Annotated in this window: 25 protein-coding genes; 4 read left to right on the top strand and 21 right to left on the bottom strand. The window is 71.2% G+C overall.

What is annotated here, in order from left to right; all coding sequences use genetic code 11:
- Nucleotides 1–64: 64 nt before the first annotated feature.
- The 5 genes from MYF83_RS17385 to MYF83_RS17365 all read right to left on the bottom strand — a co-directional run bounded on the left by MYF83_RS17385 (nt 65) and on the right by MYF83_RS17365 (nt 4,681).
- Nucleotides 65–724 (bottom strand): hypothetical protein, encoded by a 660-nt coding sequence (locus MYF83_RS17385; RefSeq protein WP_248961474.1) that lies wholly within the window; start codon nt 722–724, stop codon nt 65–67.
- Nucleotides 725–730: 6 nt separating this feature from the next.
- Entirely contained in the window at nt 731–1,675 is a 945-nt protein-coding gene (locus MYF83_RS17380) for a respiratory chain complex I subunit 1 family protein (protein WP_248961473.1), read from the bottom strand.
- A 70-nt stretch (nt 1,676–1,745) separates the two neighbouring features.
- Complete coding sequence (locus MYF83_RS17375; protein ID WP_248961471.1) at nt 1,746–3,773, bottom strand: proton-conducting transporter transmembrane domain-containing protein; 2,028 nt, start codon at nt 3,771–3,773, stop codon at nt 1,746–1,748.
- The gene (locus MYF83_RS17370) at nt 3,770–4,216 is read right to left on the bottom strand and encodes an NADH-quinone oxidoreductase subunit B family protein (RefSeq protein ID WP_248961469.1); all 447 of its coding nucleotides are present in this window, start codon (nt 4,214–4,216) and stop codon (nt 3,770–3,772) included. Before MYF83_RS17370 ends, MYF83_RS17375 begins: the two co-directional genes overlap by 4 nt.
- Nucleotides 4,217–4,336: 120 nt before the next feature.
- Nucleotides 4,337–4,681, bottom strand: a complete 345-nt coding sequence (locus MYF83_RS17365) for an ArsR/SmtB family transcription factor (protein WP_248961467.1) — start codon at nt 4,679–4,681, stop codon at nt 4,337–4,339.
- Nucleotides 4,682–5,026: 345 nt separating this feature from the next.
- Between MYF83_RS17365 and MYF83_RS17360 the strand changes: the two genes are divergently transcribed.
- Genes MYF83_RS17360 through MYF83_RS17350 form a run of 3 tightly spaced genes read left to right on the top strand, consistent with a single transcriptional unit; the run spans nt 5,027 to nt 7,259 of the window.
- Entirely contained in the window at nt 5,027–5,653 is a 627-nt protein-coding gene (locus tag MYF83_RS17360) for a dihydrofolate reductase family protein (protein ID WP_248961455.1), read from the top strand.
- 29 nt (nt 5,654–5,682) lie between these two features.
- Nucleotides 5,683–6,018 carry a YciI family protein gene (locus tag MYF83_RS17355; protein WP_248961454.1) on the top strand — a complete coding sequence of 112 codons (336 nt, stop codon included), beginning with the start codon at nt 5,683–5,685 and terminating at the stop codon, nt 6,016–6,018.
- Complete coding sequence (locus tag MYF83_RS17350) at nt 6,015–7,259, top strand: RNA polymerase sigma factor (protein WP_248961453.1); 1,245 nt, start codon at nt 6,015–6,017, stop codon at nt 7,257–7,259. The genes MYF83_RS17355 and MYF83_RS17350 overlap by 4 nt, the downstream gene beginning before the upstream one ends.
- A 39-nt stretch (nt 7,260–7,298) precedes the next feature.
- Here MYF83_RS17350 and MYF83_RS17345 read toward each other — a convergent pair whose 3' ends face one another.
- The 7 genes from MYF83_RS17345 to MYF83_RS17315 form a co-directional block, all read right to left on the bottom strand.
- Complete coding sequence (locus MYF83_RS17345; protein WP_248961452.1) at nt 7,299–7,904, bottom strand: response regulator transcription factor; 606 nt, start codon at nt 7,902–7,904, stop codon at nt 7,299–7,301.
- A gap of 139 nt (nt 7,905–8,043) precedes the next feature.
- Nucleotides 8,044–9,189, bottom strand: coding sequence for a sensor histidine kinase (locus MYF83_RS17340; RefSeq protein ID WP_248961448.1), 1,146 nt, complete (start codon nt 9,187–9,189; stop codon nt 8,044–8,046).
- Between the two features lie 4 nt (nt 9,190–9,193).
- Nucleotides 9,194–9,931, bottom strand: coding sequence for an ABC transporter permease (locus tag MYF83_RS17335; protein WP_248961446.1), 738 nt, complete (start codon nt 9,929–9,931; stop codon nt 9,194–9,196).
- A gap of 3 nt (nt 9,932–9,934) precedes the next feature.
- A complete protein-coding gene (locus MYF83_RS17330) occupies nt 9,935–10,825 on the bottom strand; it encodes an ABC transporter ATP-binding protein (RefSeq protein ID WP_248961444.1) in 891 nt (296 codons plus the stop codon).
- A gap of 98 nt (nt 10,826–10,923) precedes the next feature.
- The gene (gene hisG, locus MYF83_RS17325; RefSeq protein ID WP_248961443.1) at nt 10,924–11,769 is read right to left on the bottom strand and encodes an ATP phosphoribosyltransferase; all 846 of its coding nucleotides are present in this window, start codon (nt 11,767–11,769) and stop codon (nt 10,924–10,926) included.
- A 70-nt stretch (nt 11,770–11,839) separates the two neighbouring features.
- Complete coding sequence (locus MYF83_RS17320; RefSeq protein ID WP_248961442.1) at nt 11,840–12,103, bottom strand: phosphoribosyl-ATP diphosphatase; 264 nt, start codon at nt 12,101–12,103, stop codon at nt 11,840–11,842.
- A gap of 355 nt (nt 12,104–12,458) precedes the next feature.
- The gene (locus tag MYF83_RS17315) at nt 12,459–14,936 is read right to left on the bottom strand and encodes a glycoside hydrolase family 2 protein (protein ID WP_248961441.1); all 2,478 of its coding nucleotides are present in this window, start codon (nt 14,934–14,936) and stop codon (nt 12,459–12,461) included.
- Between the two features lie 374 nt (nt 14,937–15,310).
- Here MYF83_RS17315 and MYF83_RS17310 point away from each other — a divergent pair, with 374 nt between their 5' ends.
- Complete coding sequence (locus MYF83_RS17310; protein ID WP_248961440.1) at nt 15,311–16,327, top strand: LacI family DNA-binding transcriptional regulator; 1,017 nt, start codon at nt 15,311–15,313, stop codon at nt 16,325–16,327.
- A gap of 116 nt (nt 16,328–16,443) precedes the next feature.
- On the opposite strand, the gene MYF83_RS17305 is transcribed toward MYF83_RS17310, so the two are convergent.
- From MYF83_RS17305 to MYF83_RS17265, 9 genes are all read right to left on the bottom strand, one after another.
- On the bottom strand, nt 16,444–18,150 hold the full coding sequence (locus tag MYF83_RS17305; RefSeq protein ID WP_248961439.1) for a DEAD/DEAH box helicase: 1,707 nt from the start codon (nt 18,148–18,150) through the stop codon (nt 16,444–16,446).
- A gap of 345 nt (nt 18,151–18,495) precedes the next feature.
- Complete coding sequence (locus tag MYF83_RS17300) at nt 18,496–18,858, bottom strand: metal-sulfur cluster assembly factor (RefSeq protein WP_248961438.1); 363 nt, start codon at nt 18,856–18,858, stop codon at nt 18,496–18,498.
- A 76-nt stretch (nt 18,859–18,934) separates the two neighbouring features.
- Complete coding sequence (sufU, locus tag MYF83_RS17295) at nt 18,935–19,372, bottom strand: Fe-S cluster assembly sulfur transfer protein SufU (protein ID WP_248961437.1); 438 nt, start codon at nt 19,370–19,372, stop codon at nt 18,935–18,937.
- A 3-nt stretch (nt 19,373–19,375) separates the two neighbouring features.
- Nucleotides 19,376–20,638, bottom strand: coding sequence for a cysteine desulfurase (locus tag MYF83_RS17290; RefSeq protein WP_248961436.1), 1,263 nt, complete (start codon nt 20,636–20,638; stop codon nt 19,376–19,378).
- Complete coding sequence (sufC, locus tag MYF83_RS17285) at nt 20,635–21,381, bottom strand: Fe-S cluster assembly ATPase SufC (RefSeq protein ID WP_248961435.1); 747 nt, start codon at nt 21,379–21,381, stop codon at nt 20,635–20,637. Before sufC ends, MYF83_RS17290 begins: the two co-directional genes overlap by 4 nt.
- On the bottom strand, nt 21,382–21,720 hold the full coding sequence (locus MYF83_RS17280) for a non-heme iron oxygenase ferredoxin subunit (protein WP_248961434.1): 339 nt from the start codon (nt 21,718–21,720) through the stop codon (nt 21,382–21,384).
- On the bottom strand, nt 21,717–22,838 hold the full coding sequence (gene sufD, locus MYF83_RS17275) for a Fe-S cluster assembly protein SufD (RefSeq protein ID WP_248961433.1): 1,122 nt from the start codon (nt 22,836–22,838) through the stop codon (nt 21,717–21,719). The genes MYF83_RS17280 and sufD overlap by 4 nt, the downstream gene beginning before the upstream one ends.
- 2 nt (nt 22,839–22,840) lie before the next feature.
- Nucleotides 22,841–24,253, bottom strand: a complete 1,413-nt coding sequence (gene sufB, locus MYF83_RS17270; protein ID WP_248961432.1) for a Fe-S cluster assembly protein SufB — start codon at nt 24,251–24,253, stop codon at nt 22,841–22,843.
- Complete coding sequence (locus MYF83_RS17265) at nt 24,250–25,047, bottom strand: helix-turn-helix transcriptional regulator (protein WP_248961431.1); 798 nt, start codon at nt 25,045–25,047, stop codon at nt 24,250–24,252. The genes sufB and MYF83_RS17265 overlap by 4 nt, the downstream gene beginning before the upstream one ends.
- Nucleotides 25,048–25,131 lie beyond the last annotated feature (84 nt).

The raw sequence follows: 25,131 nt of genomic DNA, 5'->3' as shown, positions 1-25,131 counted from the left end.
ATCGCCGGTCGGCGGGGCATCGTGTGGGCGGCGGGAAGGACACGGTCGTCAAGTCGCTCGTGCATCAGTCGCGCAGCTCTCTCAGCTCGTCCAGGTCGGTGCCGCCGAACGCCGCCCGCATGCGCGTGGTGAGCACCTGGAGCACCAGAACGGCGAGCAGGATGTCGAGCGAGACGCCGAGCTCCACGACCATCGGCACCCCGCTGGTCGTGAGGAAGGCCGTGGCGGTGATGGCGTTGTCCATCAGCAGGAACCCGACCACCTGCGACAGCGCCCTGCGCCGGGTGACCAGGACGAAGAAGCCGACCAGCAGCACGGTGAGGGCGACCGGCACCGCCTGCGTCGCCGGGGTGGGGGTGAGCCGTACGAGCGGCTGGGAGACGGCGTAGGCGACCATGGCGAGCACGGCCGCCACCAGCAGCGAGCCGGCCACGTTGACCAGCGGTTTGGTCTCCCTGCCCTCTCCTCCGGCCATCAGGGCGCGGCGCATGAGGCAGGGCAGCAGGCCCGCGCGCAGCCCGCCGACAGCGACACCGGCGATCATCAGCTCGGCCGAGCCCTTGTGGAGTCCGAGCACGATCACCAGCGCGCCGAGGTCGGCTCCCTGCACGGCGAACAGGCGCACGATCGCGGCCAGGTCGCGCCGCCACAGCACGAGCACCCCCGTCAGCAGGAACGCCCCGCAGGCCAGGTCGAGCAGAGGTACGTACACCGAGTCGGTCATGTCATCTCACGCGAGGAAGAAGGAGGCGGCGACGGCGAGGAGCGCCAGCATGAAGGATCCGGCGAGGAGCTCCGGGATGCGGAACAGGCGCAGCTTGGCCATGAACACCTCGCCGGCGGCGAGCAGCACTCCGAGCGCGGCGACCTTGATCACAAGGGCGGCCATGCCCAGGACGACGGCGGCCAGGCCGGCGCCCGCGGTGGCGATGCCCCAGGGGGCGAACAGGCTCGCCAGCAGTCCGAGCAGCACCGACAGCCGCATCGCCGACGCCCACTCGATGAGCGCCAGGTCCGGGCCGGAGTACTCCAGGATCATCGCCTCATGGATCATCGTCAGTTCGAGGTGCGTCGAGGGGTTGTCCACGGGGATGCGCCCGGTCTCGGCGATGGTGACCACCGCCAGGGCGACGGCCGCGAGCAGGCTGACCGGGGAGATCACCTCCAGCGGGTCGTGCACGGCCGAGGTGACGATCGCGCCGAGATTGGTCGACCCGACCCGCACCGAGAGCGCGAACACCGACAGCAGGATGGTGGGCTCGACCAGCGCCATCACCGTGACCTCGCGGCTGGCGCCCATTCCGCCGAAGGCGGTGCCGGTGTCCAGCCCGCCGAGGGCCAGTGCCACCGACCCCAGGGCCAGCAGGGCGGTCACCGCGAACAGGTCGGCGACGCCGTCCATCGGGGACAGCGTGGTCACCAGCGGCACGACCGCGGCGACCACCAGGACGGTGCCGGCGAGCACCAGCGGTGCGAGACGGAACACCCATCCGGTGCCGTGCGGGGTGATCGGCTCCTTGCGGGCCAGCTTGCGCAGGTCGCGCCAGGGCTGGGCGACGCCGGCCCCCGCCCGGCCCTCCAGCCGGGCGCGGACCTGCCGCATCAGCCCGGCCAGCAGCGGTGAGCCGACCGCCACGAGCACCACCTGGGACACCGCCCCGATCAGGCCCGTCATGCGCCCTCCCCGACGAGCGACGCGGACACGGTGAGGTGGGCGGGCAGGGTGAGCACGTTCCCCATCTCGATCACCAGATCACCGCCAGGGCGACGAGCACAGCGGTCAGGGCGTAGAAGCCGTAGGCGAGGTAGCGGTGGACGCTGCCGTTGGCCAGCCCTGTCGCGGCGCGCCCGAGGGCGCCGGCGGCGGCCAGCACCGGGTCGTACAGCCGCCGCTCGATGCGGTCGGGTATCCGGGCACGGAACCGGACGCTCTCCACGAGGTAGGCCGACTCCTTCGTCGGGGTGACGTCGAGGTCGCTCTCCGGCTCCAGCACGTCATCGAAGACTCGCTGAAGCGGCTCGGCGAAGGACGTGGCGGTGTACTCCATGCGGGGCGACATCGGCCCGGCCCCGCAGTCCCAGAGCCGGGCGGCCCGCCGGGCCCTGCGTGAGGCGAACAGGCGCACCGCGCCGAGCAGGCCGATCACGGCGATCGCGAGCGCGACCGCGATCAGCAGCGGCGAGATCGTCCCTTCGTACCCGGTCAGCCGCAGCGTCACCTCTCCGCTCACCGGGACGGGTCCAGGAGGGTGCCCCGAGCCGGGGACCAGCGAGGCGGCCAGGCGCGAGAGGCCCGGCAGGACGGTCGCGGGCGCGAGCGCGAGGATCACGCAGCTCGCCGCCGCCAGGGCCATCCCGCCGATCATGGCGGGCGGGCTCTCGCTCGCGCGCTCGGCTCCGGGGGTGCGCGGGCGGGCCAGGAAGCCCACGCCGAAGGCCTTCACGAAGGTGGCGATCGCCAGGCCGGCCGACAGGGCGATCACCCCGACGGCCAGCGGCATCGTCACCGCGCCCGCCACCCCGGAGGTGGGCAGGGCGTGGATGAGGCTCTGGAGCAGCAGCCACTCGCTGACGAACCCGTTGCCCGGCGGCAGGGCGGAGGCGGCCAGGGCTCCGACGGCGAACAGCGCCGTGGTGCAGGGCATGCGGGCGCGCAACCCGCCGAGGGCGTCCAGGTCGCGCGTCCCGGTGGCGTGCAGCACCGAGCCTGCCGCCAGGAACAGCAGCGTCTTGAACGCGGAGTGGTTCACCACGTGCAGCAGCGCGGCGGCCAGCGCCAGGGCGGCGAGCATCGAGTCGCCGCCGGAGGCGAGGAACCCGGCGGCGCCCACGCCGATCAGCACGAGCCCCATGTTCTCGGTGGTGGAGTGGCCGAGCAGCCGTTTGAGGTCGGAGGCCACCGCCGCCTGCAGGATGCCGAACAGCGCCGACAGGGCGCCGGCGCCGAGCACCAGCAGCCACCACCAGGCGGGGCCGCCGTGCAGCAGGTCCAGGCCGACCCGCAGGATGCCGTACACGCCCATGTTGACCATGGCCGCGCTCATCAGCGCCGACACCTGGCTCGGCGCCTCAGGATGGGCACGCGCCAGCCAGACATGCAGCGGCACGATGCCGGCCTTGGAGGCGAAGCCCGCCAGCGTCGCGAGGAACACCGCGTCGCGCGCCCCGGGCGGCAGGCCGGCGGCGCGCAGCTGCTCGAAGGTCTCGCCGCCGGCGAGGGCCGCGAAGCCGGCCAACCCGGCGAGGATCGCGGCGAAGCCGAGGTGCGTCATGACGGCGTACCACAGCGCCGCCTCGCCCACCGCCGCCCGGCGGCGGTGCTCGGCGAGCACCAGCAGCAGCGAGGTGAGGGCCATCAGCTCCCAGGCGACCAGCAGAGTGCTGACGCTCGCCGCCGCGGGGACCAGCAGCATCGAGGCGACGAAGAGCGGCGGGGTCGCCTGCGCCACCCGGCCGTCCAGGCCGTGCCGGGCGTAGGCGACGCCGTAGACGGCCGCGCAGACCGCGACCGCGCCGGTCACGGCGACGAACATGGCGCCCAGCGGGTCGAGGTCCAGCCGCACGCCCGCCAGGGGAAGCACGCCGTCGAGCCGGGCCGACCAGCCCTGACCTGACAGCGCCGTCACGCCGGCCGCGGCCCCGGCCAGGCCCGCCGCGGTGGTGGCGGCTCCCGCGAGCAGCGGCCGGGCGCGGCGGGGAGTGAGGACCGCGGCCGGCGCCGCGGCCAGGCACAGGCCGAGCGCGGCGACGAAAAGGGTTCCGGTGAGGTTCACCGGCCGGTCAGCCCGCGCAGCGCCTCGACGATGGCCTCGGGCGGCGGCGGGCACCCGGGCACTTCGACGTCCACGGGGACGACGTCCTTGACCGCGCCGACCACGCCGTACGCCCCGGCGAACGCGCCGCAGTCGCGGGCGCAGTCACCGAGGGCGACCACCAGGCGCGGCTCGGGCACGGCCTCGTGGCTGCGGCGCAGGGCGACCTCCATGTTGCGCGTCACCGGGCCGGTCACCAGCAGGGCGTCGGCGTGCCGGGGAGAGGCGACGAGCCGCGCCCCGTACCGCTCGGCGTCGTAGACCGGCCCGAACGCCGAGGCGATCTCGACCTCGCAGCCGTTGCACGACCCGGCGTCGACATGCCGGATCTGCACCGATCCGCCGAGCTCGGCGGCACGCGGCACGACCTCGCCATCGGCGCGCTCGGGCGCCGGCTCGGCCACTCGGCCGGTTTTCCTGATCTTTCGCCACAGACCGATCACGGCGATGAAACACCTCGACACCTGGAAAGAGACATGGGACGTCGGCGACACACGGCAGGCGTCAGCCCGCCCATGGGCGGTTCACGTGAGCCGCTCCGGCCTCGCCTCGCGCAGCTCGGCCAGCAGCTCGCCCTGACCGGCGATCACGTCGGTCAGGATGCGGCGCGCCGCTCCCAGCAGCTCGGCGACATCCGCGCTGCTGAGGGCGTACACCACGGTGGAGCCCTCCCGGGTGGCGGAGACGATACCCGCCCGCCGCAGCACCGCGAGCTGCTGAGACAGACCGGGTGCCCCAACATCTGTGGCGACCAGCAGGTCACGCACGGGGAGCGGCCCGTTCTGCAGTAGTTCCAGCACCCGGATGCGTACGGGATGCCCGAGCGTGCGAAAGAAGTCGGCCTTCGCCTGGTACAGCGGAACAGGCACGGTCAACCCCCGCCGCCGGCCCGCGAGCCCGCGCCGGGCTCCGGGAGGCCCTCGGGCCCCGCGAAGTGGCCCATCCGCCGCTCCGTTCTGGACATGCCCCTGCTTACGAAGCGAACAATATGTCTAATTGCATAAATTCGCAACTTCATATCCGCATGGAGCCGCATACGTGTTCGTCTTGGCCGGCGAGGGCTCATCACTGTCGCTCACCCGCACGATGTGACGGCCTCGGCGACCGACCGCACGAATTTCGCTCGGGGTGTCGATTGCGGGCGGCCTCGTTCGCCGTAGTGGGTGAGGGCGTCACCGCGACGCCCCACCGCGGGTACGAGCGAAGGAAACGACATGCGGAAACTGATGGTGATGGCGTTCATGTCCTTGGACGGGGTCGTGCAGGCACCGGGCGGCCGCGACGAGGACCTCGACGGCGGGTTCGAGCACGGCGGCTGGGCCGTACCGCACTTCGACGGGGGGCTCATCGAGCACATGACCGCGCTGACCGGCAGGGCGGGCGCGCTCCTGCTCGGGCGCAGGACGTACGAGGGCTTCGCCGCCACCTGGCCGCTCGCCCAGGCCGGTGACCCGATCGGGGCGAGGATGAACGGCCTGCCCAAGTACGTCGCGTCGCGGACGCTGGACAGCGTGTCGTGGCAGAACTCGACGCTGCTCACCGGCGACGTCGCCGAGGCGGTCGGTGAGCTCAAACGGGGCGAGGGCGACGAGATCCAGGTCCACGGCAGCGGCAGGCTGGTCCAGACGCTCCTCGCGAACGACCTCGTCGAGGAGTTCCACCTGCTGACCTTCCCGGTCCTCATCGGCTCCGGCAAGCGGCTTTTCGCGGAGGGGACCATCCCCGGGCACCTCAAGCCGACCGGGACCACGACGTCGAGCACCGGGGTCGTGGTCAGCACGTACGCACGGGACGGCAAGCTCCAGTACGGTGCGATGGGCCCCGAGACCGGCAACTGGTGATCGCGAAAAGCGAAGAGACGGGAGGAGCCATGCCGCAGTACGCGGTACTGATCTACGAGAAGGAGACCCCCGGAGGTGTGGCCGACATCCCGCCCGAGGTGATGGAAGCCAACATGCGCGCCGGGGAGCAGATCGCCGCGATGGGCGCGACGGTCATCAACGAGCAGGCGCTGCAGCCCAGCGCGACCACGCGGACGATCCACAAGAACGGCCTGGTCACCGATGGTCCGTTCATCGAGAGCAAGGAGGTGATCGCCGGGTTCTTCGTGGTCGAGGCCGCGGACCTCGACCAGGCGATCGCCATCGGCAAGCTGCTCCCGATCATGGATGGCGCCGTCGAGGTGCGGCCGCTGCTCGCGCAGTGACCGCGATCCGGCAGGCGGTCGCCGACGCGCACCGTCGCGAGTGGGCCAGGGTGCTCGCCGCGACCGTGCGCGTCACCCGCGACCTCGAACTGGCCGAGGAGTGCGTCCAGGACGCGTACGTCGCCGCGCTCGACGCCTGGACGAGTGGTGGCGTGCCGGCCAGCCCGGGCGCCTGGCTGACCACCGCGGCGCGGCACAACGCTCTGGACGCGCTGCGCAGGGCCCGAACATTCCGGTCGAAGCTGCACCTGCTGGTGGAACCGGCGGAGGGCGGCCCGGATCTCCCGGCCGACCCGGTGGTCCACGATGACCGGCTGCGGCTGGTCTTCCTGTGCTGCCATCCGGCGCTGGTCACCGAGGCCCAGGTCGCGCTCACGCTGCGGCTCGTCTGCGGCGTGACGACCCCGGACATCGCGAAGGCGTTCCTGGTCTCCGAGACGACCATGGCGGCCCGGATCACCCGGGCCAAGAAGAAGATCACGGCGGCGCGGATCCCCTTCCGGATGCCCGCCCCACACGAGCTGCCGGACCGGTTGGACGCGGCCCTCACCGTGATCCATCTGCTCTTCACCACCGGCCACACCGCACCGGCGGGGCCCGCCCTGACCAAGAACGACCTCGCGGAGCGTGCGCTGGACCTGGCTCGCATGCTGCACGATCTGATGCCGCACGAGCGCGAGGTCCGGGGACTGCTCGCGCTGCTGCTGGCCAACCACGCACGCCGGGCGACTCGTACCACCGCGGACGGACGCCTGCTGCTGCTGGAGGAGCAGGACCGTTCGGCCTGGGACCGGGAGGCCGTCGCCGAGGCGCACGACCTGGTCCTGGCAGCGCTCCGCGGTGGCGATCCCGGCCGATTCGCCTTGCAAGCCGCCATCGCGGCCCTGCATGCCACCGCACCGACCTACGGGGAGACCGACTGGGATCAGATCCTGGTGTTCTACGACGAGCTGGTGAAAGCATGGCCGTCACCGGTCGTCGCGCTCAACCGGGCCGTGGCGGTCGCGATGGTCAGCGGGCCGGCGACCGCGCTGGCCGAGGTCGAGACGCTCGAACGCGACGAGCGGCTCGCCGGCTACCGGTACCTGCCGGCGATCAAGGCCGACCTGCTGCGCCGAGCGGGCCGCGAGGCCGACGCCGCCTCAGCGTACGAGCGGGCGATCGCGCTGGCCGCCAACGAGGCCGAACGCGCCTTCCTCGCCCGCCGTCTCGCCGAGACGGGCCCGCACCACCGTGGATGACCCTCACGGGCACACGGTCTGGAAGTCCGCCTCAGGTCGTCAGAGCCAGCCCTGGGTTTGGGCGCGCTGGACGGCTTCTATGCGGTTGCGGGCGTGGGTCTTCTGGATGGCGGAGGACAGGTAGTTGCGGACGGTCCCTTCCGAGAGGTGCAGGCGCAGGGCGATGTCCCCGATGGTGGACCCGTCGGCGGCGGCGGCGAGCACGTCGCGTTCGCGCGCGGACAGCGGGTTCGGGCCGGCGCTCAGCGCGGCGGCGGCCAGGGCGGGGTCGATCACGCGTTCGCCGGCCAGGACGCGCCTGATCGCGGCGGCCAGCTCACGGGCGGGGCTGTCCTTGACCATGAACGCCACCGCGCCGGCCTCCATCGCCCTGCGCAGATAGCCGGGCCTGCCGAAGGTCGTGAGGATCATGACCCGGCAGCCGGGCACGGCACGGGTGATCTCGGCCGCCGCCGTGATGCCGTCCATCACGGGCATCTCGATGTCGAGGAGCGCGATGTCGGGCCGCGCCTTGAGGGTGACCGCGACGGCCTCCTCGCCGGTGGCGGCCTCGCCGACGACCTCGATGTCGGCCTCCAGGCCGAGCAGGCTCGCCAGCGCGCCCCTGATCATGGCCTGGTCCTCGGCGAGCACGACTCTGATCACTTACCGCTCCTCGGCGAGCACGACTCTGATCACTTGCCGCTCCTGGGAGGTCGGGGGCCGGTCGCCGAGCCGCCCGCCGGGCCGGGAGCCGGTCACCACGATCCTGGACCATCGGCTCGGCGTGCGGGCAGGCGAGGGGTCACGTTCGCGATCCCACCGCGGCCGGCACCAGGACCCGCAGCTGGAACCCGCCGTCCGGGCGCGGGCCGGCGGCCAGGGTGCCTCCGGCGGCCTGGACGCGTTCGGCCAGCCCGGTCAGGCCGCTGCCCGCCTCGCACGGCCCCGCCGCCCGCCCGTCGTCGGTGATCTCCAGGGTCGCGGCGTCGCTCTCGAAGGTCACCGCGATGTCGCACCGCCCGGCCCGCGCGTGGCGCACCACGTTGGTGACGCCCTCGCGGACGGCCCAGCCGAACAGGCCGTCCAGCGCGTCGGGCAGCGGCGTGCCCGTGGTGCGCACCGTGACGGTCACACCGGCCGCGGTGAGCGCCGCGCGGGCGCTGTCGAGTTCCTCCGACAACCCGCGCTGGCGGTAGCCGGTGACCGCTTCGCGGACTTCCTGGAGGGCGAGGCGGGCGACCGACTCCACGTCGCGGATCTCGCCGGCCGCCCTCGGAGAGCCCTGCTCGGCGAGCCGCGCGGCCAGTTCGCTCTTCAGCACGATGAGCGACAGACTGTGGCCGAGCAGGTCGTGCAGGTCGCGGGCGATGCGCAGGCGCTCCTCGCCGGCCGCCAGCCGGGCCACCTCACCCTGGGCGCGGTGGAGTTCGATCACGAGGACCCGGGTGTTGCGCACGCTCATGAACAGGACCCCGAGCGTGACGACCTGCAGCAGCAGGAGCGAGATGCCGCCCAGGTCGGCCCCGGTGGCCAGGCCGTCGGCGAGCACGACCACGCCCATTGCCGCGATCCCTATGACGGCCCCGCGCACGGGCATGGCCATGCTGATCACGACCGTGACATAGATGGGCAGCGACAGCCAGCCGCCGCCGAAGATGAGCGGGAACACGACCGCCATCAGCGCCGTGAGGCCGAGCAGCGGGAAGGTCCACCTGCCCGGCCGGCCGAAGTTCTCCGGGCTGACCACGGTGGCGGAGTAGGCGATGACGAACGCCACCAGCGAGGCGATCCCCCAGTAGGCCTTGGCTCCGGTGATGTTCCCCGAGACGACGTCGAGCACCGGATAGAACAGGTAGACCAGCCCGAAGGACATACCCAGCAGGCGCCTCCAGCGGAGCGGCCGCTCGTCCGTCCCGCCGAAGGTGAAGATCTCGCTCAGCCTGCTCATCGGCTCAGACCCGCGCCGTCGCCCTGCGGTAGGCGTAGATCGCCAGGGCGCAGAGGGCGACCGCCCAGCCGAGGATGCCGGCGACCGCCGAGGCGGGCGGGGTGTGGCCGGCGACGATCTCCCAGCCGATGCTGGCGTAGTCGTAGGACGGCAGGGCGTGCGCGATGGTCCGCATGGTCTGGGGCAGCATGTCGATGGGGAACCACAGCCCGCCGAGGAGCGCGAGGCCGAACATGCCGATGATGGCCAGCGGCTGGGCGGTGTCCGGCGGGACGAGCGAGCCGATGATGAGGCCGAGGGCGGCGAACGGGATCGTGCCCAGCCACATGATCGGGATCAGCGCGGCCCACTCCCCCACGGGCAGCGAGACGTGCTGGGTGAGCACCGCGGCCAGGACGACGAGCAACAGGGCGGGCAGCACGAGCAGCAGCGAGGAGATCATCTTCGTCACGATGATCATCCAGCTCGGGAGCGGGGTGATCTGGAGCTGGCGCAGCCAGCCGCTCTGCCGCTCCTGCGACCACGGCACGGCGGTCGACATGATCGCCGCCGCCAGCGCGCCGTAGGCGGCCATCGACACCATGAGGCTGACGCTGGCCCGGACGCCGGTCGCCTGGTCGACCTGGTTCCCCCACAGGTTGGAGTAGAGCAGATAGAAACCGACGGGGAACGCCACGACGAAGATGATGTAGCGCTTGTTGCGCAGCATCCGCGTGGCCTCGAGCTTCACATAGTTCAGCATGGCTCAGGCCTCCGCGGACTTGGTGAGGGCGAGGAAGGCGTCCTCCAGGTCGACGCCGCCGATCCGGAGATCGCGCACGTCCAGCGTGGTCTTACGGTAGAGCGCCGCCACGGTCGCGTCGACGTCGGCGGTCCGCAGCGTCACCGTGCCGGAGAGGATCGTGACGCCGGTGACGCCAGGAAGCGCGTCCAGGCCGGCCGACGACTGGCCGCCGAGCGAGAACTCCACCGAGCTCCCGCCTGCCCCGGCCTTGATCTGGGCGGCCGTGCCGTCGGCCACGACCTTGCCGCGCGCGACGACGATCACCCGGTCGGAGTTCTCGTCGGCCTCCTCCAGGTAGTGGGTCGCGAACAGCACGGTGCGGCCCTGCGCGGCGTAGGCGCGCATGCTCTCCCAGAAGGCGCGGCGCGACTCGACGTCCATGGCGGCGGTCGGCTCGTCGAGCACCAGCAGCTTGGGCGAGCCCGCGATGGCGAGGGCGAACCTGACGCGCTGGGTCTGCCCGCCGGACAGCCGGTCGGACCGCCGCGACGCCAGCGAGGTCAGATCGGCCATCTGGAGGACCTGGTCGAGCGGCAGCGGGTCGGGGTACAGGCGCCGGACGAAGTCGACCAGCTCGCGGACGGTCAGCTCGGGGATCAGCGTCCCCTCCTGCAGCATCGCGCCGATGTCGCCGGCGGCGACCGCCTGGTCGGGAGTGCGGCCGAAGACGCGGATCCGTCCCGCGGTGGGCCTGATGAGGCCGAGCAGCATGTTGATCGTCGTGGACTTGCCGGCCCCGTTGGGACCGAGGAGGGCGACCGTGCGCCCCGCTTCCATGGTGAGGTCCATGCCGTTCACGGCGCGGACCTCACCATAGCTCTTGCTCACGTCGGTGAGGGCGATGGCGTTCATGGCCCCAACGGTAGGAAGGAACGCCGGAGATCCTCAGTGCCTGCCGTCCGGGCCTTGCGATGACAATTGTCAGACCGCCACGCGGCGGCCGCCACGGCTCAGAGGCGGCAGGCGAAGATCGCGGTGACCAGGACGGCCTTGGCGCCGATCTCCCAGAGCTGGTCCATGATCTGCTGGTGTCCCTTGCGCGGGACCATGGCGCGGACGGCGACCCAGCCCTCACGGTGCAGCGGGGAGACCGTGGGGCCTTCCATGCCGGGCGTGATGGCGATGGCCTCGTCGATGCGCTCGGCCCGGATGTCATAGTCGATCATGACGTAGTCGCGGGCGACCAGCACGCCCTGCAGCCGGCGGACCAGCTGCTTGACCCCGGAGGTCTCCTCGGCCCCGGCCCTCTTGATCAAGGCGGCCTGGGAGTGGGCGATCGGCTCGCCGAAGACCTCCAGTCCGACGTTGCGCAGAGTGGTGCCCGTCTCGACGACGTCGGCGACGGCGTCGGCGACGCCGAGGTGGATCGCGGTCTCCACGGCGCCGTCGAGCTTGATCACCCTCGCCTCTACGCCCATGTCGGCGAGGTACTTGCCGAGCAGGCCGGAGTAGGACGTGGCGACGCGCATGCCCTGCAGGTCCTGCACGGAGGAGTACGTGCCGGGCCTGGCCGCGAAGCGGAAGGTGGAGACGCCGAAGCCGAGCGGCATGATCTCCTCGGCGGGCGCGCCGGAGTCGAAGAGCATGTCCAGGCCGGTGATGCCGACGTCGAGCGTGCCCTCGCCGACGTAGACGGCGATGTCGCGGGGGCGCAGGAAGAACAGCTCACAGGAGTTGTCGGGGTCGAGGACCACGAGCTCCTTGGAGTCCTTGCGGGGGCGGTAGCCCGCTTCCTTCAGGATGGTCTGGGCGGCCTCGGTGAGCGCGCCCTTGTTCGGTACGGCGAGACGGAGCATGGCTGTCGCGGGTTCCTTCGGATCGGAGATGACGAGGACGAGGTCGGGCGGCGAAGGCCGGAGGACCGGCCTAAAGATGCTTGTAGACCTCGTCGAGGCCGATGCCCCTTGCGATCATGAGGACCTGCACGTGGTAGAGGAGCTGGGAGATCTCCTCGGCCGCCCGGTCGGTGGACTCGTGCTCGGCCGCCATCCAGCTCTCGGCGGCCTCCTCCACGACCTTCTTGCCGATGGCATGGACGCCGGCGTCCAGGGCCGCGACGGTGCCCGACCCGGCGGGACGGGTGCGCGCCTTGTCCGACAGCTCGGCGAACAGCTCTTCGAAGGTCTTCATGGTCTCTCTCACGTCGGTGTGCCTGCCCGTCCAGAGTAGTCGGCCACGGGCGAGAGACGTGCTAACCACCCGCCTCGCGATCAGCGCGTCATGCGGGACATGCCGGGACCGGGCCGCGGCAGGAGGCAGGCGACGTCGTGGCCCTCGCCCAGGGACACGACCGGGATCGGCCCGGCGCAGGCGTCCATCGCGTGTGGGCAGCGGGGCAGGAACGGGCGGCCGTCGCCGTCCGGGAGGGGCGGCCGGGCGGCGCGCGGGGCGGGTGCCGCGTGTAGGGGTGGGCCGGGTCTCCACGCTTAAGGGATTCGATGAAAGTTTCACTTAATCGGTTCAGCGCCTCCCGTCGCCGCGGCGATCACCGGCCGGCCTCGTTGACGCAGCGCAGCACCGGATGGGACGTCAGCGCGACCGGGTCCAGGCCGCCCGGGGCCCGCACGGTGAACGTGGCGGTCTCCCCCGGCAGCAGCGTGCGGAGCATGTCGTCCACCTCGGCGGCCGGGTCAAGCCGGTCGGGGAACAGCGCCAGCTCGCGCACGAGCGTGCGCGCCGTCACCGTCACCCGCACGCCGCCGGGCACCGGCTCTGCCACCGCGTCGAACTCGGCCTCGGGAAAGGCGACATCGGGGTCCTCGGCGAAGAACCGCAGGGCGCTCTCCCCGCCCAGACGCGCGGTCAGCAGCTCCTTGGCGGGGTCTCCCGGCGTCGTCAGCGCCTCGGGGAGCGGCACGGGCAGGGTCCCGCGGGCAGGGACGACGACCGGGAACCGCTCCTCGGCGAGCGCCTCTCCGCCCAGCCCGCGCCGCACGACAGACAGCTCCCCCGCCCACTCGGCTGCGCCGTCGTTGACCACGACCACCGCGGCGTCCTGGAACGTCAGCAGCCGGTCGGCGTAGACGCGGCGCAGCGCGTACCACAGGGGCTTGCGGCGCGCGTCCCCGTCCACCGCCGCCCAGGAGACGACCGGCCAGCAGTCGTTGAGCTGCCAGACGACCGTGCCCATGCAGTACGGCGCGAGCGAGCGGAAGCGCTCGATGCCGAACGCCATGGCCCGCGCCTGGTTGAGCTGCGTCAGGTAGTGCCAGTCGTCGAACGTCTCGGGCGCGGGCAGGTGGCCGCCGAGGCCGCGCGTCAGCTTGTCGTCGCCGTCGATCGCCTTCTGGTGGTGCCGCACACCGGGCGAGCCGGGAGCCAGCGGGTCGTCGCTCAAGGCCCGGCGCAGCGTGGCGTACGCGGGCGGTCCCTGGAAGCCGAACTCGGCGACGAACCGGGGCCGGTAGGCCCCGTAGCGCAGGTAGTCCTCGCGGTTCCACACGTCCCAGATGTGGACGGTGCCGCGGGCGGGGTCGTTCGGCGGCAGGTCCGGCGCGCCGGAGTAGGGACTGCCGGCCCAGTAGGGACGGGCCGGGTCCAGCTCGGCCACCACCCGGGGCAGCAGGTCGTAGTAGAAGCCGGCGCCCCAGGTGCGCTCGCCCAGCTTGTCCCGCCAGCCCCAGTCGGCGAAGCCCTCGATGTTCTCGTTGTTGCCGTTCCACAGGATGAGGCTCGGGTGGGGCGCCAGGCGCACGATGTTGTCGCGCGCCTCCGCCTCGACCTCGGAGGCGAACGGCTCCTCCTCGGGGTAGGCCGCGCAGGCGAAGGCGAAGTCCTGCCAGACCAGCAGCCCGAGCCGGTCGCACAGGTCGTAGAAGTCCGTGCTCTCGTACAGGCCGCCGCCCCAGACGCGCAGCAGGTTGAGGTTGGCCTCGCACGCCTGGTCCAGGCGCTTCGCCAGGCGCTCCCGGGTGATCCGCGTGGGGAAGCAGTCGTCGGGGATCCAGTTCGCGCCCCTGGCGAAGACCGGGACGTCGTTGACGACGATGGTGAAGCCGTCGCCGGCCCGGTCCAGCCGCACCGCGCGGAACCCGACCTCGCGGGTCCAGGCGTCCAGCTCCGCGCCGGCGCCGCCGGTCCGTTCACCGCTCGCGGCCGCGCCGTCCCGGCCGGCGCCGGTGACGGCGTCCGCCGCGAGACGCACGGCCAGCGGGTACAACGGCTGCTCGCCGTACCCCCGGGGCCACCACAGGTCCGGCTCGGGCACGGCCATCGTGAGCACGGCCTCGCACTCCCCCGGCGCCAGCCGGGCCTGCGCCCGCACCCCGGCGACGGTGGCGGTCACGGTCAGCGCGCCGCCGGAAAACTCCCCGGCCGCGCGCTCCACCGTCACGTGCGCCTCGACGCGCCCCTCGCCCCCTTCGACGGTCACCAGGGGGCGTACGGCGGCCAGGCGGGCGCCGCTCCAGGCGTGCAGGCCGATGGCGCGCCAGATGCCGGAGGTGACCAGGGTCGGTCCCCAGTCCCAGCCGAAGTTGCAGGCCATCTTGCGGATGAACTGGTACGGCTCGTCGTAGGCCCCGGGCCGGTCGCCGCACTCCGCCCGCCGCGCCTCGGCGTAGGCGTACGGGGAGCCGAACACCACCCGCAGCGTGTTCTCGCCCTCGCGCAGCAGGTCGCGCACGGGGAAGCGGTAGAACCGGTGCATGTTCGCGGTGGAGGCCACCTCGGCGCCGTTGAGCACGACGGTCGCGACCGTGTCCAGGCCGTCGCAGACCAGGTCGGCCCGCTCCGCGTCCTCGTCCGCGTGCCAGGTGAAGGACGTCTCGTAGGCCCAGGTGGTGCGGCCGATCCAGGTGAGCCGGCTCTCGTTGTCGTCCAGGTAGGGATCGTCGATGAGACCGGCCGCGAGCAGGTCGGTGTGCACGCAGCCGGGGACGGTCGCCGGGATGCCGGCGATGTCCACCTCGTCCGATACGGCGGTCAGGGTCCAGCCGTCGTGCAGCGGACGGTAGATGCTCAAGTGTTCTCTCCTTAGAGGGTCAGCCCTTAAGGCCGGATGGCGCGATACCGCGGGTGAAGTGTCTCTGGAACAGCAGGGAGAGGACGACGGTGGGCCGCCGGGACCGCCGGTCTCTTGTGCACGCCTGATCCTCCTGAAACGTGGGCCGGGAGGTACTGAACCGGATAAGTAACGTGAAACTACGACTCGTGTGTCGGGAGTGTCAACGGCCGGTTGCCGTCGTGTCCAATCTTTACCACCCTGCCCGGACAGGGTGCGATGGAGCGCTCCCGGAGGCGCGAAGCGGTGCCGGGCCAGGTCATTCGCCCCCGTGAGGGGCGTAGTAAGGTACCTGCAGACGCCTTGGTCTAGACCGGTTCAGCGAGAGGGGCCCTGTGAAGCGTCCGACGATCGCAGACATCGCCCGGCAGGCCGGTGTCTCCAAAGGGGCGGTGTCCTACGCGCTGAACGGCCAGCCCGGGGTGTCGGCGTCCACGCGGGCGCGCATCCTCGCCATCGCCGACGAGATCGGCTGGCGGCCCAACAGCGCCGCCCGGGCGCTGAACGGCGCGCGGGCCAACACCATCGGCCTCGCCCTGTGCCGTCCCGCCCGCTTCCTCGGCGTCGAGCCGTTCTTCATGGAGCTCATCAGCGGCATCGAGGGCGAGCTGTCGGCCCAGTCGTACGCGCTGATGCTGCAGGTGGTCACCGACCACGAGCAGGAGATGGCCGTCTACCGCCGCTGGTGGGGCGAGGGCCGCGTCGACGGCGCGATCATGGTCGACCTGCACTCGATGGACCCGCGCGTGGCCGAGATGGAGTCGCTGGGCATGCCGGTCGTGGTGCTCGGGCACCCCTCCGGGTCCGGGTCGCTGCTGCCGGTCTGGTCCGACGACGGCGCGGCCGTCCGCGAGACCGTCGAGTACCTCACGGCGCTCGGCCACCGCCGCATCGCCCGGGTCGCCGGCCTGCCGAGGCTCCTGCACACCGTGCTGCGCGACGAGGCGTTCGGCGCCATCTGCGCGGGCCTCGGCCTCAGTGAGGCCGTCACCGTGCACACCGACTACACCGGCGAGGAGGGGGCCCGCGCGACCAGGAGGCTGCTCAGCTCACCCTCCCGGCCGACCGCCGTGGTCTACGACAACGACATCATGGCCGTGGCCGGGCTGTCGGTGGCCCAGGAGATGCGGCTGAGCGTGCCGGGCGACCTGTCGATCGTCGCCTGGGACGACTCCCCGCTCTCGCAGGTGGTCCGGCCGCCGCTCACCGCGCTCAGCCGGGACATCCCCGCCTACGGCGCGCACGCCGCCCAGCGGCTGCTCGCGCTCATCGCCGGCGAGCACCCCGCGGGGCTGGAGGAGCAGGCGGCCCGCCTGACCCCGCGCGGCAGCACCGCTCCCCCATCCGCCTAGATCATCTCTTGTCTTGACATATGGGCACCTGATCCGGCCAGGACGGCGGACGAAGAGGGGCCCAGGACGGCATGCCGTCCTGGGCCCCTCTTCGTTCAGCGTGTGGTCAGCGCCGGTCAGCGGCCGTAGCCGCGGCCGCCGGAACGGTCGGGCGAGCCCGCCGCCGGACGCCCGCCGCGCGCGCCCGCACCACGAGGCGCGCCACCCGGACGCTCGGTCTGGAAGCCCCCGTCACGACGGTCGGCACCGCCGCGGCGGTGGTCGCCGCGCGCGTCCCGGGCCGGACGCTCGGCCGAGAAGCCCCGTGCCGGGCGCTCGCCCTGGAAACCGCGGGCCGGACGCTCGCTCGGCGAGCCCTCGGCGCGACGCTCGCCGTCCTCGCTGGGTCGGTCGTGGAAGCGGCGCGGGCGGCGGTCGCCGCCGCCGTGACCGCCCTCACGGCGCGGGCGCTTGGCGGCCGGAGCCGACGGCTCCCAGACGGGGATCTCCACACCGCTCGGGCGCTGCGCGCCGGCCACCTCGGCCAGGCGCGGGTGCCCCGGCGTGGCCTTGAGGCGGAACGGCTCGACGCCCGCGCGGCGGGTCATCGTCTCGGTCGAGCGGCGCTCGTTGGGCAGCACCAGGGTCATGACCGTGCCGCGCTCGCCGGCGCGGGCCGTACGGCCGCCCCGGTGCAGGTAGCTCTTGTGGTCCATCGGCGGGTCCACGTGCAGGACCAGGCTGACGTCGTCCACGTGGATGCCGCGGGCGGCGACGTCGGTGCACACCAGCACGCCGATGGCGCCCTCGCGGAACTCGGCGAGGATGCGGGTGCGCTGGTTCTGCCGCTTGCCGCCGTGCAGGCCTCCGGCGCGGACGCCGACCCGGGCGAGCTGCTTGACCAGGCGGTCGACGCCGTGCTGGGTGCGCACGAACATGATCGTCCGGCCCTCGCGGTTGGCGATCTCGGCGGTGATGGCGAACTTGTCGTCCCGCGAGACCTGCAGCACGTGGTGCTCCATGGTCTCCACCGAGGAGGTGGCCGGGGCCAGCGAGTGCGTGACCGGGTCCTTCAGGAAGCGGCGGACCAGCTTGTCGACGTCACCGTCGAGCGTCGCGGAGAACAGCAGCCGCTGGCTGTCGGCGGGAGTCTGCTGGAGCAGCGCGCTCACCACCGGGAAGAAGCCGAGGTCGCACATGTGGTCGGCCTCGTCGATCACGGTGACCTGGACGTCCTGCAGCGAGCACTCGCCCTGCTGGATGAGGTCGGTGAGCCGCCCGGGGGTGGCGACGACGATCTCGACGCCGCGCCGCAGCGCCTCGATCTGCCTGCCCATCGACATGCCGCCGACGACGGTCTTCATGCGCAGGGACAGACCCCGGCCCAGGGGCTCCAGGGCGTCGGTCACCTGCATCGCCAGCTCGCGGGTGGGCACGAGGATGATGGCGAGCGGCCGGCGCGGAGCGGCCTTGGTGCCGGAGATGAGCGTCATGGTCGGCAGGCCGAACGCCAGGGTCTTGCCCGAGCCGGTCTGACCCCTGCCTAGCACGTGGCGACCCGAGAGGATGTCGGGGATGGTGGCCCGCTGGATGGGGAACGGGCTGGAGATGCCCTGCCGCGCCAGTGCGGTGATCAGGGGCTTGGGCAGGCCGAGGAGGGAGAACTCCGCCGGCCCGTCGATGGTCTCACCGGTGAGGTCGCCGGCGGCGGCCTCGGCGGGAGCCGCGGTCGCGGAGCCCTTCCGGCTGGACACCGCCTGGTCCGGCAGCGCGGTCGGCGCGGCCTCATCGTGCCCCGCGCCGGTCAGGGCGTCTGCGGGCATGGCGGCGTTGATGCTGGTCACGATATGTCGTGCCTTTCGATCGAAGAGACATGGCACGTCACTTCTGCGAAAGGACGAGCCGGGGCGTGCGGCCTGTGCCGCACTCGAACAGTGGGCGTCCGGGGGGGACGCCGAGCGGTGCGCTCAGTCGCGACACGCGAGCACCACTCATCATGGTGGGCGACCAAGAGTCTAGCCCAACCTGGTCAAGCCGCGATCAAGCGGGTACGGCCCACGCCAGGCGACAGTGCGCCGGAGCCGGCCGTACCGGGGTCATGCTGGGGCCGGGAGAGACGCCCGTGTGAACGTCACGCGCAGAACCCGGCGGGTCGAACACCGTCCCGGAGATGGCCGGGACGTTCGCGATCAGACGTTGAAGCCCAGCATGCGAAGCTGCTCGCGCCCATCGTCGGTGATCTTGTCCGGCCCCCACGGGGGAAGCCAGACCCAGTTGATCTTGACATCGGAGACCATGCCGTCGAGGGCGGAATGCGCCTGTTCCTCGATGACATCGGTCAGTGGGCAGGCCGCACTGGTCAGCGTCATGTCGATGGTCGCGACCGGTGCCGCACCGGCATCCCCGGCGTCAAGATTCACACCATACACCAACCCGAGGTCGACCACATTGATTCCCAGCTCGGGGTCGACGACGTCCCTGAGCGCCTCAAGGACCTCGTCCAGCGTCGTCACACCGTCGAACCCCGTAGGGGTCTCCACAGGCTTGCTCACGCCGCCTCCACACCTCGCCAGACTCCGGCCGCCCCTCGGGCGGGGCCGCTCGCTTTCACGACAACACTCATAACGCTCACGCCGAGCTCCTCGCCACCGCGTCCTTGTAGGCCATCCAGGCGAGCAGTGCGCACTTGACCCTGGCCGGGAACCGGGCCACACCCGCGAACGCGACGGCGTCACCCAGCACGTCCTCATCGGGCTCGATCTTGCCCCGGCCCTGCATGAGCCGGGTGAACTCGTCCACCACCGCAAGGGAGTCGACCACGGTCGACCCGGTGGCCAGCTCGTGGAGGACGGATGCGGCGGCCTGGCTGATCGAGCAGCCCTGGCCGTCGTAGGAGACGTCCTCGACCTTACCGCCATCGCCCAGCTTGACCCGCATCGTCACCTCGTCGCCACACGTGGGGTTCACGTGGTGCACCTCGGCGTCGTACGGATCTCGCAGGCCACGACCTTGCGGATGCTTGTAGTGCTCTAGGATCAGCTCCTGGTACAACGACTCGGCGATCATCTTTTATCCGAACACCTTCTGGACGTGATGGAGGCCCCGGACCAGCGCGTCGATCTCGTCCGTGGTGGTGTACAGATAGAAAGACGCTCGTGTCGTCGCCGGTATTCCAAAGCGCAGGTGCAGCGGGCGCGCACAGTGATGCCCGACGCGCACGGCGACGCCGAACTGGTCATCAAGGATCTGCCCCACATCGTGGGGGTGAATCCCCGGGATCGTGAAAGACAGGATGCCGCCGCGGTCCTCCGCCGTCGCGGGCCCGACGATGCGCAGGCCCGGGACCTCGCCCAACGCCTTCAGGCCGTAGACCGTGAGCTCGTGCTCGTGACGCTGGACGTCGTCCATGCCGACGGCCGTGAGGTAGTCGACGGCCGCGCCGAGACCGATCGCCTCGACGATGGGTGGGGTGCCGGCCTCGAATTTGTGGGGTACCGGAGCGAACGTCGAGTGGTCCATCCAGACCGCCTCGATCATCTCGCCGCCGCCGAGGAACGGCGGCATGACCTCGAGCAGCTCCTGACGGCCCCACAGCACGCCGATGCCGGACGGGCCGACCATCTTGTGCCCGGTGAACGCCACGAAGTCGACCCCGAGCGCGGCCACGTCGACCGCGCGGTGCGGCACCGACTGGGAGGCGTCGAGCATCATCAGCGCGCCGACCGCGCGCACCCGCGCGAGGATGCCGCCGATGGGGTTCACCGTGCCGAGGACGTTGGACTGGTGGACGATCGACACGATCTTCGTGCGCTCGTTGACCAGCTCGTCCAGACCCGACAGGTCCAGGCGGCCCTCGTCGGTCACCGGGAACCACCGCAGCGTCGCGCCGGTGCGCCGCGCGAGCAGCTGCCAGGGCACGATGTTGGAGTGGTGCTCCATCTCGGAGATGACGATCTCGTCACCGGGGCCGAGGCGGAACCGCTCGTCGTCGCAGGTGGGGTTGCCGAAGGAGTACGCGACCAGGTTGAGCGCCTCGGAGGCGTTCTTGGTGAAGATCACCTCGTCGCGGTCGGGGGCGCCGATGAAGGCGGCCACCTTGTCGCGCGCGCCCTCGTAGGCCTCGGTCGACTCGCTGCCCAGCGTGTGCAGGGCACGGCCGACGTTGCTGTAGTGCTGCTCCATCTGCTCGCGCATGGTGTTGATGACCTGCGCGGGCTTCTGCGAGGAGTTGCCCGAGTCGAGGTAGACCAGCGGCCTCCCGCCGGGCAGCTCGCGGGACAGGATCGGGAAGTCCTTCCTGATCCTGTCCACATCGAACATGCCGTTTGTCATGCACTCGCCTTCGTGTAACGCTCGTAGCCCTCGGCCTCGAGCTTGTCGGCCAGCTCCGGGCCGCCCTCTTCGACGACCCGGCCGCCCGCGAAGACGTGGACGAAGTCCGGCTTCACGTAGCGCAGGATGCGGGTGTAGTGGGTGATCAGCAGCACGCCGGTCTCGCCGCCGGCGCCGAATCGGTTGACACCCTCGGAGACCACGCGCAGGGCGTCGACGTCCAGCCCCGAGTCGGTCTCGTCCAGGATGGCGATCTTCGGCTTGAGCAGCTCCAGCTGGAGGATCTCGTGCCGCTTCTTCTCGCCACCGGAGAAGCCCTCGTTGAGGTTGCGCTGGGCGAAGGAGGCGTCGATGGACAGCGCGTCCATGCCCTGCTTGAGCTCCTTGGTGAAGGCGCGCAGCTTGGGCGCCTCGCCGCGCACGGCCGTGACGGCGCTGCGCAGGAAGTTCGACACCGAGACGCCGGGCACCTCGACGGGGTACTGCATGGCGAGGAACAGGCCCGCGCGGGCCCGCTCGTCGACCGTCAGCGACAGCACGTCCTCACCGTCGAGGGTGACGGCGCCGGAGGTGATGGTGTATTTGGGGTGACCGGCGATGGCGTACGCGAGCGTCGACTTGCCCGAGCCGTTCGGCCCCATGAGGGCGTGGGTCTCCCCCGAGCGGACGGTCAGGTTGACGCCGCGCAGGATCTCCTTGTCCTCCACGGCGACATGCAGGTCACGAATTTCCAGGGTGGACACTTAAGACTCCCCATTTTCAGCATGGTCGGCGCTGTCGAGCGAGACGAGCACGTCGTCGCCTTCGAGCTTCACTCGGTAGACAGGGACCGGTTTAACCGCGGGCGGCCCGGTCGGCTTGCCGCTGCGCACGTCGAAGCACGAGCCGTGCAGCCAGCACTCCAGCGTGTCGTCGTACACATCGCCCTCGCTCAGCCGCACCTCGGCGTGCGAGCAGACGTCGTGCAGGGCGAACACCTCGCCGTCCTTGCGGACCAGCGCGACCGGCGTCCCCTCCACCTCGACTCCGATGACCCCGCCGTCGGGGATGTCGGAGACCGAGCAGGCCTTCACGAACGTCATGAGTTGAGCTCCGCCTCCACAGCGGCCAGCACGCGGTCGCGGATCTCGCCGACCTCGATCTTCTGGATCAGCTGGGCGAAGTACCCGCGGATGACCAGGCGGCGAGCCTCGTCGTACGGGATGCCCCGCGCCTGCAGGTAGAAGGTGTGCTCGTCGTCCAGGCGGCCGGACGCCGAGGCGTGGCCGGCCCCCGCGACCTCTCCGGTCAGGATCTCCAGGTTCGGCACCGAGTCGGCGCGGGCCCCGTCGGTCAGGATGAGGTTGCGGTTGAGCTCGTAGGTGTCGGTGCCGGTGGCCTCGACGCGGATGATCACGTCACCGATCCACACGGCGTGCGCGTCCTCGCCCTGGAGCGCGCCGCGGTAGTCGACGTTGCTCCGGCAGTCGGGCACGGTGTGGTCGACCAGCAGCCGGTGCTCGATGTGCTGGCCGGCGTCCACGAAGTACAGGCCGTTGAGCTCGGCGTCGGCGCCGCGCCCGGTGTAGGACACCGACGGCGACAGGCGGACCAGGTCGCCGCCCATGGTGACGACGAAGCTCTTGAACGTCGCGTCCCTGCCGAGGTGGGCGTGGTGCTGCGAGACGTGCACGGCGTCGTCGGCCCAGTCCTGCAGGCTGACGACCTTCAGGGTCGCGCCGTCGCCGACGACGAACTCGACGTTGTCGGCGTACACCGCGCTGCCCTGGTGGTCGAGCACGACCACGGCCTCGGCGAGCGGCGCAAGGACGACCACGGTGTGGCCGTACACGGCGCCGCCGCCCTCGCCGCGCAGGTTGACCACGATCGGCGAGGTGATCACGGCCTCCTTCGGCACCGTGATCACGGTCGCCTTCTCGAAGGACGTGAACGCCTGGACGCTCACCCGGTCGGTCGGCGCGTACGCCTTGCCGATGCGGGGGTCGTCACGGCCGACCGTCTCCACCGAGACCTCCGGCGCGGCGTCGACGTGCACCACGACGTTGCCGGACACGACGGCGGTGCCGTCGTGCAGGCCGCGCAGGCGCGAGAGCGGGGTGAACCGCCACGTCTCCTCACGGCCGGTGGGGACGGGGAAGTCCGCCAGCTCGTAGGACGCCTTCCCACGCAAGGTCGAGAGAGGCTTGGACTCGAGGCCCATGATCAGCCCACCGCTCCTTCCATCTGCAGCTCGATCAGCCGGTTCAGCTCGAGGGCGTACTCCATCGGCAGCTCGCGGGCGATCGGCTCCACGAAGCCACGGACGATCATCGCCATGGCCTCGTCCTCGCTGAGGCCCCGGCTCATGAGGTAGAACAGCTGGTCATCCGACACCTTGGAGACCGTGGCCTCGTGCCCCATGGAAACGTCGTCCTCGCGGACGTCGACGTAGGGGTAGGTGTCGGACCGGCTGATCTGGTCGATGAGCAGGGCGTCGCACTTGACGGTGGAGGCCGAGCCCGCCGCGCCTTCCTCGATCTGCACGAGGCCGCGGTAGGAGGTGCGCCCGCCGCCCCGCGCGACCGACTTGGAGATGATCGTCGAGGAGGTCTTGGGCGCGAGGTGCACCATCTTGGCGCCCGCGTCCTGGTGCTGGCCCTCGCCGGCGAAGGCGACGCTCAGCGTCTCGCCCTTGGCGTGCTCGCCCATGAGGTAGACGGCGGGGTACTTCATCGTGACCTTGGAGCCGATGTTGCCGTCGATCCACTCCATGGTCGCGCCCTCGTACGCCACGGCGCGCTTGGTGACCAGGTTGTAGACGTTGTTCGACCAGTTCTGGATGGTCGTGTAACGGCAGCGGGCGTTCTTCTTCACGATGATCTCCACGACCGCGCTGTGCAGCGAGTCGGAGGAGTAGATCGGCGCCGTGCAGCCCTCGACGTAGTGGACGTAGGAGCCCTCGTCGACGATGATCAGCGTGCGCTCGAACTGGCCCATGTTCTCGGTGTTGATCCGGAAGTAGGCCTGCAGCGGGATCTCGACCTGGACGTTCGGCGGCACGTAGATGAACGAGCCGCCCGACCACACCGCGGTGTTCAGCGAGGCGAACTTGTTGTCGCCCACCGGGATGACCGACCCGAAGTACTCCTTGAAGATCTCGGGGTGCTCCTTGAGGCCGGTGTCGGTGTCGAGGAAGATGACGCCCTTCTCCTCGAGGTCCTCACGGATCTTGTGGTAGACGACCTCGGACTCGTACTGGGCGGCGACGCCGGCGACCAGGCGCTGCTTCTCCGCCTCGGGGATGCCGAGCTTGTCGTAGGTGTTCTTGATGTCCGCCGGAAGCTCGTCCCAGCTGGCGGCCTGCTTCTCGGTGGAGCGAACGAAGTACTTGATGTTGTCGAAGTCGATGCCGGAGAGGTCGGATCCCCAGTTCGGCATGGGCTTCTTGCCGAACAGCCGAAGGCCCTTCAGGCGCAGGTCGAGCATCCACTCCGGCTCGTTCTTCAGCCCGGAGATATTGCGCACGACCTCTTCGGACAGGCCACGGCGCGCGGTGGCGCCGGCCACGTCGGTGTCGGCCCAGCCGAACTTGTAATTCCCGAGGCCTTCAAGCTCCGGGCGGTCGGTGATGGTCACCTTCCGGTCTCCTTGCTCTCGATCGCGTTCCGCGAAGTGCTTATGGTCACGTCGCCGGAGCCGTCTGACGTGTCTACGGTCGCGCTCCGCCGGGGGTTCACAGGTTGGTTCCGCTGCGCGCCCAGGGCGCGCGGACTCACATGAGTCGTGCACACCCCGTCGCCGTGGGCGATGGTGGCCAGGCGCTGCACGGGTGTGCCGAGCAGTTGCCCGAACGCCTCGGTCTCGGCCTCGCACAGCTGCGGGAACTCCGCGGCGACGTGCGCGACCGGGCAGTGGTGCTGGCACAGCTGCTCGCCGCCGGACTTGGCCTGGCTGGCCGAGGCGGCGTAGCCGTCGGCGGTCAGCGCCTCGGCGAGCACGCGCACCCGCTGGTCGGCGGGCACCTCGCGCATCGTCGGCGCGAGCCGCCGCACCAGGCCGCTCACCTGAGATCTGGCGAACTCGGCGACGACCTCCTCGCCCACACGCTCGGCCAGGAAGCGCAGCGCGCTCCCTGCCAGGCCATCGTAGGCGTGCACGAATGCGCTGCGTCCCGCGTCGGTGATCACGAACAGCTTCGCGGGGCGCCCGCGCCCGCGCTGGCCGCGTGGGCGTACCGTGCGGGGTTCTATCATTTCTTCGGCGAGCAGCGCGTCGAGGTGACGCCGCACCGCCGCCGGGGTCAGCCCGAGCCGCTCGCCCAGGGCGGCGGCGTTGATCGGACCGTGTTCCAGGATCAGCCGAGCGACGCGCGCGCGCGTTCCGCGCTCGGCGCCCTTCTCAGCGTGCGTTATCCCGGCCACGTTTTTCACAACATCAGTGTGCCGTAATTCCTTCCCGGCACACAACTCGATGTTCGGCGCATCGCGATGCGGTTGGTCACGCAGGCAAGCCTT

The sequence above is a fragment of the Sphaerisporangium perillae genome (assembly GCF_023276435.1).
In the GTDB taxonomy this organism is placed as follows: Bacteria; Actinomycetota; Actinomycetes; order Streptosporangiales; family Streptosporangiaceae; genus Sphaerisporangium; species Sphaerisporangium perillae.
The sequence above is the reverse complement of the archived record's forward strand: the minus strand, read 5'-3'. Positions and strand labels throughout refer to the sequence as shown.

Coding starts and splice junctions, on each gene's coding strand:
- MYF83_RS17385 (WP_248961474.1), bottom strand. CDS start 724: ATGACCGACTCGGTGTACGTACCTCTGCTCGACCTGGCCTGCGGGGCG.
- MYF83_RS17380 (WP_248961473.1), bottom strand. CDS start 1,675: ATGACGGGCCTGATCGGGGCGGTGTCCCAGGTGGTGCTCGTGGCGGTC.
- MYF83_RS17360 (WP_248961455.1), top strand. CDS start 5,027: ATGCGGAAACTGATGGTGATGGCGTTCATGTCCTTGGACGGGGTCGTG.
- MYF83_RS17355 (WP_248961454.1), top strand. CDS start 5,683: ATGCCGCAGTACGCGGTACTGATCTACGAGAAGGAGACCCCCGGAGGT.
- MYF83_RS17340 (WP_248961448.1), bottom strand. CDS start 9,189: ATGAGCAGGCTGAGCGAGATCTTCACCTTCGGCGGGACGGACGAGCGG.
- MYF83_RS17335 (WP_248961446.1), bottom strand. CDS start 9,931: ATGCTGAACTATGTGAAGCTCGAGGCCACGCGGATGCTGCGCAACAAG.
- MYF83_RS17330 (WP_248961444.1), bottom strand. CDS start 10,825: ATGAACGCCATCGCCCTCACCGACGTGAGCAAGAGCTATGGTGAGGTC.
- hisG (WP_248961443.1), bottom strand. CDS start 11,769: ATGCTCCGTCTCGCCGTACCGAACAAGGGCGCGCTCACCGAGGCCGCC.
- MYF83_RS17320 (WP_248961442.1), bottom strand. CDS start 12,103: ATGAAGACCTTCGAAGAGCTGTTCGCCGAGCTGTCGGACAAGGCGCGC.
- sufU (WP_248961437.1), bottom strand. CDS start 19,372: ATGATCGCCGAGTCGTTGTACCAGGAGCTGATCCTAGAGCACTACAAG.
- MYF83_RS17290 (WP_248961436.1), bottom strand. CDS start 20,638: ATGACAAACGGCATGTTCGATGTGGACAGGATCAGGAAGGACTTCCCG.
- MYF83_RS17280 (WP_248961434.1), bottom strand. CDS start 21,720: ATGACGTTCGTGAAGGCCTGCTCGGTCTCCGACATCCCCGACGGCGGG.
- sufD (WP_248961433.1), bottom strand. CDS start 22,838: ATGGGCCTCGAGTCCAAGCCTCTCTCGACCTTGCGTGGGAAGGCGTCC.